At 63.7% G+C, this 9360-nt stretch carries 13 protein-coding genes; 4 read left to right on the plus strand and 9 right to left on the minus strand.

What is annotated here, in order from left to right; all coding sequences use genetic code 11:
- The 9 genes from AC1D1P_RS07590 to AC1D1P_RS07630 all read right to left on the minus strand — a co-directional run.
- The coding region (locus tag AC1D1P_RS07590) for an inorganic phosphate transporter (RefSeq protein ID WP_477672567.1) at nt 1-931 on the minus strand (931 nt) is incomplete at its 3' end.
- A 17-nt stretch (nt 932-948) separates the two neighbouring features.
- A complete protein-coding gene (locus AC1D1P_RS07595) occupies nt 949-1596 on the minus strand; it encodes a DUF47 domain-containing protein (protein WP_477659753.1) in 648 nt (215 codons plus the stop codon).
- 363 nt (nt 1597-1959) lie between these two features.
- Entirely contained in the window at nt 1960-2322 is a 363-nt protein-coding gene (locus tag AC1D1P_RS07600) for a DMT family protein (RefSeq protein WP_457279960.1), read from the minus strand.
- Between the two features lie 21 nt (nt 2323-2343).
- Nucleotides 2344-3306 carry an AEC family transporter gene (locus AC1D1P_RS07605; RefSeq protein ID WP_477672568.1) on the minus strand — a complete coding sequence of 321 codons (963 nt, stop codon included), beginning with the start codon at nt 3304-3306 and terminating at the stop codon, nt 2344-2346.
- 108 nt (nt 3307-3414) lie between these two features.
- Entirely contained in the window at nt 3415-3996 is a 582-nt protein-coding gene (locus tag AC1D1P_RS07610; protein ID WP_477672569.1) for a DUF3299 domain-containing protein, read from the minus strand.
- A 69-nt stretch (nt 3997-4065) separates the two neighbouring features.
- Nucleotides 4066-4350: a hypothetical protein gene (locus tag AC1D1P_RS07615; RefSeq protein ID WP_477668039.1), complete on the minus strand. Its 285-nt coding sequence runs from the start codon at nt 4348-4350 to the stop codon at nt 4066-4068.
- 6 nt (nt 4351-4356) lie between these two features.
- Nucleotides 4357-5574 carry an ABC transporter permease gene (locus tag AC1D1P_RS07620; protein WP_477672570.1) on the minus strand — a complete coding sequence of 406 codons (1218 nt, stop codon included), beginning with the start codon at nt 5572-5574 and terminating at the stop codon, nt 4357-4359.
- Nucleotides 5571-6227 (minus strand): ATP-binding cassette domain-containing protein, encoded by a 657-nt coding sequence (locus AC1D1P_RS07625; protein WP_477672571.1) that lies wholly within the window; start codon nt 6225-6227, stop codon nt 5571-5573. Before AC1D1P_RS07625 ends, AC1D1P_RS07620 begins: the two co-directional genes overlap by 4 nt.
- Nucleotides 6224-6784 (minus strand): Fur family transcriptional regulator, encoded by a 561-nt coding sequence (locus tag AC1D1P_RS07630; protein WP_477672572.1) that lies wholly within the window; start codon nt 6782-6784, stop codon nt 6224-6226. Before AC1D1P_RS07630 ends, AC1D1P_RS07625 begins: the two co-directional genes overlap by 4 nt.
- 174 nt (nt 6785-6958) lie before the next feature.
- Here AC1D1P_RS07630 and AC1D1P_RS07635 point away from each other — a divergent pair, with 174 nt between their 5' ends.
- The 4 genes from AC1D1P_RS07635 to AC1D1P_RS07650 all read left to right on the plus strand — a co-directional run.
- Nucleotides 6959-7114: a hypothetical protein gene (locus AC1D1P_RS07635; protein WP_477672573.1), complete on the plus strand. Its 156-nt coding sequence runs from the start codon at nt 6959-6961 to the stop codon at nt 7112-7114.
- Complete coding sequence (locus AC1D1P_RS07640; protein ID WP_477672574.1) at nt 7108-7917, plus strand: metal ABC transporter ATP-binding protein; 810 nt, start codon at nt 7108-7110, stop codon at nt 7915-7917. Before AC1D1P_RS07635 ends, AC1D1P_RS07640 begins: the two co-directional genes overlap by 7 nt.
- Entirely contained in the window at nt 7917-8822 is a 906-nt protein-coding gene (locus AC1D1P_RS07645) for a metal ABC transporter permease (protein WP_477672576.1), read from the plus strand. Before AC1D1P_RS07640 ends, AC1D1P_RS07645 begins: the two co-directional genes overlap by 1 nt.
- A 42-nt stretch (nt 8823-8864) precedes the next feature.
- Nucleotides 8865-9360, plus strand: a 496-nt coding sequence (locus AC1D1P_RS07650) for a metal ABC transporter solute-binding protein, Zn/Mn family (protein ID WP_477672575.1), incomplete at its 3' end; no start/stop codon positions are given.

Raw genomic sequence — 9360 nt, forward strand, 5'->3', positions numbered from 1 at the left:
CGGCTGAGGCGCGCTGCGTGGAGCCCACGCCCACGATGGCGCCGGTGATGGTGTGCGTGGTGGAAACAGGAATACCCAGCCCGGTCGCCAGGAAGAGCGTCAGCGCCCCGCCTGTCTCGGCGCAGAAGYCGCCCACGGGCTTTAGCTTGGTGATCTTCTGGCCCATGGTTTTCACGATGCGCCAGCCGCCGAACATGGTGCCAAAGCCGATGGCGATGTAGCAGACGATGACCACCCAGATCGGCAGGTGTTCCGTGGTCGCCATCATCCACACGGGCAAGCCCTGCACATTGCTGGTGGTCGCGGCGATCAACAGCAGCCAGATGATGCCGGCCGTCTTTTGCGCGTCGTTGCCGCCGTGCCCCAGGCTGTAGGCGCCGGCGGACACCAGCTGAAGCCGGCGAAACCACCGGTCGGCCTTCGACGGGGTCGTCCTGCGACACACCCAGGCCACCGCCACCATCATCAGCGAGCCCAGCAAGAATCCGAGCAGCGGCGACACGAAAATGAAGGCCACCACCTTGAAAACGCCCGACGCGATCAAGGCACTCGCGCCGGCCTTGGCAATCACAGCCCCTACGATGCCGCCGATCAGCGCATGCGAAGAGCTGCTGGGAATGCCGTAAAACCAGGTCACGATGTTCCAGGTGATGGCGCCCATCAGCGCGCCAAACACCACATGCGTGTCCACCACGCCCGGCATCACGATGCCCTTGCCGATGGTCGCCGCCACGCTCAGGTGAAAGATGAAATACGCCAGGAAGTTGAAGAAGGCGGCGAACAGCACCGCCTGCCCCGGCTTGAGCACACCCGTCGACACCACGGTGGCGATCGAGTTGGCCGCGTCATGAAAGCCGTTCATGAAGTCGAACGCAATGGCCAGGAAGACCAGCAGGAACACCACCCACAGGGCAGCCTGTACGGTTTGCATGGTTCAGGCGCCCGTGATCAGGAGTTCTCGAGGACGATGCCCTCGATCAGGTTGGCCACGTCCTCGCACTTGTCGGTGATGGTCTCTAACAGTTCGTACACCGCCTTGAGCTTGATCACTTCCCGTACATCGGGCTCTTCGCGGAACAGCCGGCTCATGGCAGAGCGCATGACGCGGTCGGCGTCGGACTCGAGCTTGTCGATTTCCTCGCAGGTCTTGAGCGCCGCTTCAGCCGTCGCGGCATCGCTGACTTTTTCGATCAGCGCCACGGCATCCTGCAGGCGTTCGCAGCATTTGACGCTCAGGTCGGTCAACCGCACGATGTCTTCGGTCATGTGGCGCACGTCGTACAGCGCCATGGTTTCCGCCGAATCCTGGATCAGGTCGGCCACGTCGTCCATGGTGTTGATCAGCTTGTGGATCTGCTCGCGGTCGATGGGTGTGATGAAAGTCTTGTGCAGCGCCCGGTTGACTTCATGCGTGATGCGGTCGGCGGCGCGCTCGGCGTGGTCGACTTCGCGGTTGAAAGCTTCGCGCTTTTGCACGTCAGCGTAGTTCGCGACCAGGTTCGAGAACGCGTGGGCGGCCTCGACGATGCGTTCGGCATGCTGGTTGAACATCTCGAAAAAATTGCCTTCGCGCGGCAGCAATTTGCCAAACAGCATGTCAGTTCCTCAGGGAGTAAGTCAAAAATATGACGTTTTTGTAACAGCTAGAAGTTTAACCGCCCGGGATTTTAGGTAGCTTGGGTGTCTGACGGTGGGTTTACTGCTTAGGCTGCTGGCCGGGGGTTGCCCGGCATGCAACTCACTTTCTTTTGCTTCGCCAAAAGAAAGTCACCAAAGAAAAGGCGACCCTGGTTCCTGCGTCCCTTCGCTTCGCTACGGGCAACCTGCGGTGCTCGGTCCAGCCGGGGTCAAAAACAACTCGCCTGCGGCTCAAACAAGTTTTTGCCCTGATCCGTTTGGCCCTGCGCTCCTCGGCGCATACACAAGGGCCAATCAGGGGCGGGGACAGATACCGGGTACTCAGGCGGAACGGAAGATGAAATACACCGCGCCCACCATGCACAGCGCGGCCCACAGGTAATCGAGTTTCAACGGCTCATTCAGGTAAAACACCGCAAAAGGCACGAACACGCTGAGCGTGATCACCTCCTGCATGATCTTGAGTTGCCCGACGCTGAACTGGGTAAAGCCGATGCGGTTGCCGGGCACCTGCAGCAGGTATTCAAACAGTGCGATGCCCCAGCTGATCAGCGCTGCGATATACCAGGGCGAGGTGGCCAGGTTCTTCAGGTGTCCGTACCAGGCAAAGGTCATGAACACGTTGGACAGCAGGAGCAGGCCGATGGTTTGCGCCGATACCGGCAGGGACTGGAGGAACTGCATCAATGGCTCCGTGAATGAAATTTAGACAAACCGCCCGACCAGCAGCAGCACAATGGTCAGCGTCACCAGGGCCAGTGCGGTGGACACCACGACACTGGCAGTAATCAGGTCTTCCGCGACCTTGTAGCGCTGGGAAAACAAAAACACATTGGCACCGATCGGAAGGGCCGATGCCACCACCATCACCGCCATCGGCACGCCACCCACACCCAGCAGGCGGCACAAGCCGAACACCAGCAAGGGATGCAGCAGGTTTTTCACGCCAGCCAAAGYCAGCGCCTGGCGCCAGTGCTCCCCCACACGCGTGTTGGCCAGCGTCACGCCCACCAGCACCAACGCCAGCGGACCGAAGGCATTGGCCAGCAATTCCAGTGGCTTGTCGACCACCGCGGGAATCGTGAGGCCGGTCTGCGCAAACAGCAGGCCCGCCATGATGGGCAGCGGCACCGGGTGCAGCAGCGCGTTTTTCACGGCCATCAACACCGTGGCCACCGGGTGGCGTGGTGCGGTGGTGACTTCATCGGCCGTGCCCAGCTTCTGTTCGTGCGCCACCGCCAGTTCCAGCACCACCGTGGCGCTGGTCAGCAACACCAGCGAATGCACCGAGACCAGCGTAAACAGCGTCACCAACCCTTCGGGGCCATACATCAACCCGACCAGCGCGATGCCGATCATGACGGTGTTGGAGAAGGTGTTGGCCAGTGCCAGTACGGCGGCGCGGCGGTTAAAGCCCTGAAGCAGCAGGGTGCCACCAAACAACACGACCACGGCCAGAAAGTAAGCCAGCACGGGCTTGAAGTCCAGCTGCTCAATACGCACCTTGCTCATGGTGCGAAACAGCAGCGCTGGCGTGAGCAGCAGAAAGACCAGGTTTGAAAGGTCTTTTATCGCTCCGGGCCTTACCCACTGTGCGCGACCAGCTATGAAACCTGTAGCAATCAACAACACGACGGGAAGCAGGGACACGAAGACAAGCTGGTTCATTGCGCAATCTTAGCGTGCGGGTTGCCAGGCCGTCGCGGTGCCGTCTCCGTATTTTTCGGGACGGCTCCGCTTAAAAAGCGTCAGCCACGGCAGTTTTGTGCGCGGCTCTTACCTGACGCTGGTGGCATCCGTAATGCGGTAGTAAAGGCCGTAAGAGTCGTCGTTCAGGACCAGGAAGCGCCCCTCCACCACCACCGGCTCCATGCTGTATTTCACCGGCGTTTTGGTTTTGACTTCGACCATGCTCTCGGGCCCGCCGGGCAGGCAGAAGGCGCAGGTCAGCGGCACTGACGACAGCAAAAAATGCTTTTGCTTTTCGCCCGGATCCAGCGGCATCATGAAGCCCTGGATGCGCTGGGTTTTCTGGTTCAGCGCCATCTGGTCGAGGGTGAAGACCGGCAGGATCCGGTTTTTCTCGTTTTTGGTTTTCACCGCCGTCAGCACCGACCAGGGCACAACGTCCGTGCGGGCCGCCAGCGGTGGGAACGGGCTGTTGGCGCCATGCACGCCCGCACCCTGCCCGACCGGTATGTCAAACGCCGGCCCTGCCGCGGCAGGCTTGCCGCCATTCGCCAGCGGTGAAGACAGCGTTTGCGCCGAAAGGCCTGCAGCGGCCAGCAGCGTGCTGCAGGCCAATGCCCACTTCAATCCGTGAAGGCTTGGAGTGCGAGGGCGAAAAGAGGCAGTCATGCAGTACTCCAGAAAATCCAGAAAAAAGGTGAGGCCACTTCAGGGGCGTCCCGGTGACGTCAGTGGACGTCAATGAACGTGTTTCATCCCGCAGTATTTGCCGACGGCCAGGCCTTTGCAAGCGGCCTGCAGCTCTTTTTCACAAACTTCGTCTTTCTTGCCCGATTCCAGGCATTTGGCGGCGTTTTCATGGGCGGCGGCCATGGCGCGGTGGCGCTGGATGTCTTCCTTGGTTTCCTTGTCGTTGTGCTGCGCATGGGCCAGCGAGAACGTGGCGCTCAGGGCCACCGCCGCAAACGCGGCCGCAACAGGAGACAGGGTGAGGAATTTTTTGATGGAAGAGAGGTTTGTCATAAGAAGTTACCTTGATTGGAGAAGTTCAAACACACTGACCCGGTAGGCTTCCCAGGCAGGCAGCAACGCAGACGCCAGCGCCACACCCAAAGCCAGCACCGGCACACTGACCAGCTCGACCGGCCATGACAGCGCACCGATCAGGACAGATTTTTCAAGTTGCAGCCCCCAGGCCAGCAGCGCCGTCAGCCCCTGCCCCGCCAGCACCCCCAGCACGGTGGCCAGCAGCGCCAGCCATAGCGCTTCGCACAGCAGCAGGCCGGCCACGCGGGCCGGTGGCGCACCCAGCATGCGCAGCAGCGCCAGGTCGGCCCGGCGCTCACGCACGGCGCCCCACAGCGCGATGAAGACACTCAGGCCCGCCGTCAGCAGCAGCACGCCGGCCAGCGCACGCAGCACGTCGGTGCCCACACCCACCATGCTCAAGAGGCGCGTGATCTCCAGCGCCGGCGCCGCAGCCTGCATCTCGGTGCTGCTGTTGATGTAGCGCGGAAAGGTCACGGCCGCCAGCGGCGTCTTGTACTGGATCAGCGCCAGCGTGATTTCGCGTTCCTCTTCCAGCACCTTGCGGTCGTCGTCGTCCAGCGCGGTGTCGGTTTCATGCACCTGCCAGACGGACTCGGTGGCCGTCAGCACCAGGCGGTCCAGCACGGTGTGGCTGCCGGCCAGGATGCCCGACACCACATAGGGGCTCAGCTTGTGCTCTTCACCGCCGCCGCCCAGGCCGTGCGTGCCGGTAAAGCTGTCGCCCACTTTCAGGCCGGTCTGCTGCGCCACCTGCGCGCCAATGACGGCCTGCATGGGCCTGGACCACAGCGCGCCCTGTGCCAGCTGCGCGTCGTAATGGTGGATGTAGTCGGGCGTGGTGCCCACGATGCGAAAGCCACGAAAACTGTCGCCCAGGCTGATCGGAATGATCCTGGCGACCTGCGGATGTCTTTCCAGTTCCTTCACCGCCGCCAGCGGCACGTTGCCCGTCGGTACGTCAAGGTGAAACACACCTGACAGGATCAGCTGCATCGGGCTGCCCTTGGCGCCCACCACCACATCGATGCCGGCCACGTCACGGTCAAACGCCTGGCTGATCTGGTGGCTGACGAGCAGCAGAAAGGTAATGGAGGCCAGCCCCAGGGTGAGCAGCAGCAAATTCAGCGCCGCCGCCAGCGGCCGCGACCACAGGTAGCGCCATGAAAACACAACGGTCTTGAATGCTATCGTTTTCATAGCTGCTTGCGCTCGACCAATAAGGACTGCAGGCCCTTTTTTTCCTTAAAAAAAGCCCAGACACGTGCATCGTGCGTGGCAATCACCAGCGTGGCGCCCTGCTGCTGTGCCGCGCTTTGCAGCAAGGCCAGCGACGCCGCAGCCGCGTCGTCGTCCAGGCTGGCCGTGGGTTCGTCGGCCAGGATCACGCGCGGCTTGAGCAACACCGCACGCGCCAGCGCCACACGTTGCGCCTGCCCGCCTGATAGTTGAGACGGCTTGCGCTGCGCGAGTGCCTGCACATCCAGCGCGACCAGCGCTTCGGCGATGCGGGCCTCGTCGTCCGGCTGGCCGGCGGCCCACTGCGCCATGGCCAGGTTGCCGTGCACTGTGAGCGCCGTGCTCAGGTGAAGCTTCTGCGGCAAAAAACCAATGGTTTTTGCCCGCCACGCGTCACCTGCACGTCCACCCAGCGCCTTGATGGACTGGCCGGCCACCGTGATGTCGCCCTCACTGGGCGCCAGCAAACCCGCCGCCAGCGCCAGCCAGGTGGATTTGCCCGAGCCCGACGCACCGCGCAGCAGCAAGGTGCCACCCTGCGCGACGTCCACGTCCGCGAAGCGCAGCTCGGGGCCGTTGGCATAACGGTAAGCCAGTTGCCGTGTACTGATCATGAAGAAGTCGCGCCGGTGGCGCAGTCGGCGCACACGCCCCGCACGGCAAAGTCCATGCTCATGCCCTGGTAGCCCAGCGCCTTCAGTGCCTCCAGCGCGGTCTGCGCGGCGCGCTCCAGGTCTTTGGTGCTGGCCTTGAGGGCGCCCGAACGCTTTCCCGACAGCGCGCCCGACAAGGGGCTGTCGCGGTGGCAGCTCTGGCATTCAAAGTGGGGAATGGCATGCACGCTGCTCGGCATGGCCTGGTAACGGCGCACGCGATTGGCGTCCACTCGGCACAGCAGCAAGCCCACCTGCGTGAGCCGGTCGATCAGCCGGTACAGCGTGACGCGGTCCAGTGTCACGCCTTCGCCGGCATCATCGTCGCCGCCCAGCGCGGCCTGCAGCTGCGCGTGCGTGTAGCTGGTGTCCGGGTGGGCCAGCAGCCAGCCCARCACCAGGCGCGCAGCGCTGGTGCGGCGCAGGCCGTGGGCTGACAACAGCACATCAATCGGGTCTGCGTCGGCGGTGATACCGGGCTCGGTTTTGGAACGCCTGACAGGTTGGACGGATGCCATGGGATGAAGCCGTTCGGAAAGAGTTTGGCAAAAGAGCGCGCAGTGTATTTTCGCAATGCGCGCACATAACGCAACAATGTTGCATTAGACTATACAGCAATTCAGTTGCATTATTACCGCAACCGAGTGGCTTTTGATAACTTCCCGGCCCGCCTGTTTGTAAAGACGACTCCCTTGCCAGCTTCACCTCCTCCCTTCCCCCCACAGCCTCCGCGCCGCCGCAGCATCCTCGCCTGGCCGGCCTGGCGCCGGGTGCTCGCGGTGTTGCCGGCCGTGGCGCTGCTGTGGCTGGCGGTCGCCTGGGCTTCGGCGGAAATCGCACCATGGTGAACACCGTGAACAACGCCATGGTCACGCTGGACAACCTCACCGTCAGCTACCGGCAGCATCCGGCGCTGCACCACGTCAGCGGTCACTTCGCGGCGGGTTCGCTGACTGCGGTTGTTGGCCCCAACGGCGCCGGCAAAAGCACGCTGTGCAAAAGCATCATGGGTTTGCTGCCCCGTTCGGGCGGACAGGTCACCACGGCAACGCCGCGCGCGCGCATTGCCTACCTGCCGCAACAGGCTGAGCTTGACCGGAGCTTTCCGATGGACGTGTGCGACGCCGTGCTGCTCGGCTGCTGGCCTTCGCAGGGCGCGTGGGGCGGCGTCAGTGAGGCGCAGTGGGCCGCCGTCGGCGCGGCCTTGCGCGCCGTCGGCCTGGAGGGTTTTGAAGCGCGGCCCATCGGCACGCTTTCCAGCGGGCAGTTCCAGCGCGTGCTGTTTGCCCGCCTGCTGGTGCAAGACGCCCGCCTGATCCTGCTGGACGAGCCCTTTAACGCGATAGACAGCAAGACCACCGCCGCGCTGCTGGCGTTGATTCACCAGTGGCATGGCCAGGGGCGCACCGTGATTGCCGTGCTGCATGACGACGCCCAGGTGCGCGAACATTTTCCGCAAACACTCCTGCTGGCGCGCGAAGCCGTCGCCTGGGGCCCCACCGCACAGGTCATGACCGAAAGCAACCTGGCGCAAGCCCGTGCGATGGCCGAGGCATGGGACGAAAGCGCCGAAGCCTGCCGCATCGACGACAAGGCACTGGCCACCCCAACGGCATTGCACGCGCCCGCGCTGCACAAGGCCGCTGCGTGATGGAAGCCGCGCAGCATTCCATCCTTCACGGCGCCTGGGCCGTTCTGTTTGCGCCGTTCGCCGAATACGCCTTCATGCGCCGCGCGCTGGTGGCCACGATGGCACTATCGCTCAGCGCCGCGCCGCTGGGCGTTTTCCTGACCTTGCGGCGCATGAGCCTGCTGGGCGACGCGCTCAGCCACGCCATATTGCCGGGTGTCGCCATCGGTTTCATGCTGTGCGGCCTGTCGCACACGGCCATGGCCGCGGGCGGCGTACTCGCCGGCATGCTGGTGGCCGCGCTGGCCGGCTTCATCAGCCGCGCCACCACGCTGAAAGAGGACGCCAGCCTGGCTGCCGTTTACCTGGTGGCGCTGGCGCTGGGCGTGACGCTCATTTCCGGCCACGGCACGCAGCTTGACCTGCTGCACATCCTGTTCGGCAGCGCGCTGGGCGTCGACACGCCGGGCCTGCTGCTGGTGGCCGGCGTGGCCAGCATCAGCCTGGTCGCGCTGGCGGCTGCCTACCGCGGCCTGGTGCTCGAAAGTTTTGACCCGGTGTTCCTGGCTGCAACGGGCCGCAGCGCCTCTTTCAAATGGTCCTGGCAGCAAGGCTTTTTGATGCTGGTCGTCATCAACCTCGTGGCCGGCTTCCAGACGCTGGGCACGCTGATGGCCGTCGGCCTGATGATGCTGCCCGCGGTGTCGGCGCGCTTGTGGCACGACACCCTGCCCGCGCAGCTCGCCAACGCCGGCGCGCAGGCCATGGCGGCAGGCTACGCCGGGCTGCTGCTGTCTTACCACTTCGATACACCCTCGGGCCCGACCATCATCGGCTGCGCCGGCGCGCTGTACTTTGCCTCGCTGCTGCTGGCACCCGGCGGCTGGCTGCCGCGCACGTTCGCGCGCACGCACCGCACCGCCTGAAGCTGCGCATCTTTCCTTTCTTTACCAACCCGGAGCCCTTCCATGACTTTCATGAAACACCTGGCGCGCAAACTGCTGACACCCCTGGTCGGAGCCGCACTGCTGGCCACCGCCACCGCCGGCATGGCCGCCGACAAAATCCCTGTGGTCGCCAGCTTCAGCATCCTCGGCGACCTCGTCCGTGTGGTCGGCGGTGACCGCGTCGCCGTCACCACGCTGGTCGGCTCCGACGAAGACGCGCACGTATTCGAACCCAAACCCGTGGATGCCAAAAACCTGTTGCAAAGCAAGCTGCTGGTCAGCAACGGCCTGGGCTTTGAACCGTGGGCGCAAAAACTCGTCAAGTCCGCCGGCTACAAGGGCCAGGCGGTGGTGGCTTCACAAGGCGTGAAGGCACGCACCATGCCCGGTGAAAAAGGCGGGAAAGAAACCGACCCGCACGCCTGGCAGGATCCAACCAACGTCGTGATCTACGTGCGCAACATCGCGGCGGCGCTATCACGGCTCGACCCCACCGGCGCTGCCACCTACAAAGACA

This window comes from Polaromonas sp. P1_E1_2 (genome assembly GCF_056406035.1).

Bases quoted from the DNA above. Each gene is read 5' to 3' on its own strand.
- AC1D1P_RS07595 (WP_477659753.1), bottom strand. From the start codon at position 1,596: ATGCTGTTTGGCAAATTGCTGCCGCGCGAAGGCAATTTTTTCGAGATG.
- AC1D1P_RS07600 (WP_457279960.1), bottom strand. From the start codon at position 2,322: ATGCAGTTCCTCCAGTCCCTGCCGGTATCGGCGCAAACCATCGGCCTG.
- AC1D1P_RS07610 (WP_477672569.1), bottom strand. From the start codon at position 3,996: ATGACTGCCTCTTTTCGCCCTCGCACTCCAAGCCTTCACGGATTGAAG.
- AC1D1P_RS07615 (WP_477668039.1), bottom strand. From the start codon at position 4,350: ATGACAAACCTCTCTTCCATCAAAAAATTCCTCACCCTGTCTCCTGTT.
- AC1D1P_RS07620 (WP_477672570.1), bottom strand. From the start codon at position 5,574: ATGAAAACGATAGCATTCAAGACCGTTGTGTTTTCATGGCGCTACCTG.
- AC1D1P_RS07625 (WP_477672571.1), bottom strand. From the start codon at position 6,227: ATGATCAGTACACGGCAACTGGCTTACCGTTATGCCAACGGCCCCGAG.
- AC1D1P_RS07640 (WP_477672574.1), top strand. From the start codon at position 7,108: ATGGTGAACACCGTGAACAACGCCATGGTCACGCTGGACAACCTCACC.
- AC1D1P_RS07645 (WP_477672576.1), top strand. From the start codon at position 7,917: ATGGAAGCCGCGCAGCATTCCATCCTTCACGGCGCCTGGGCCGTTCTG.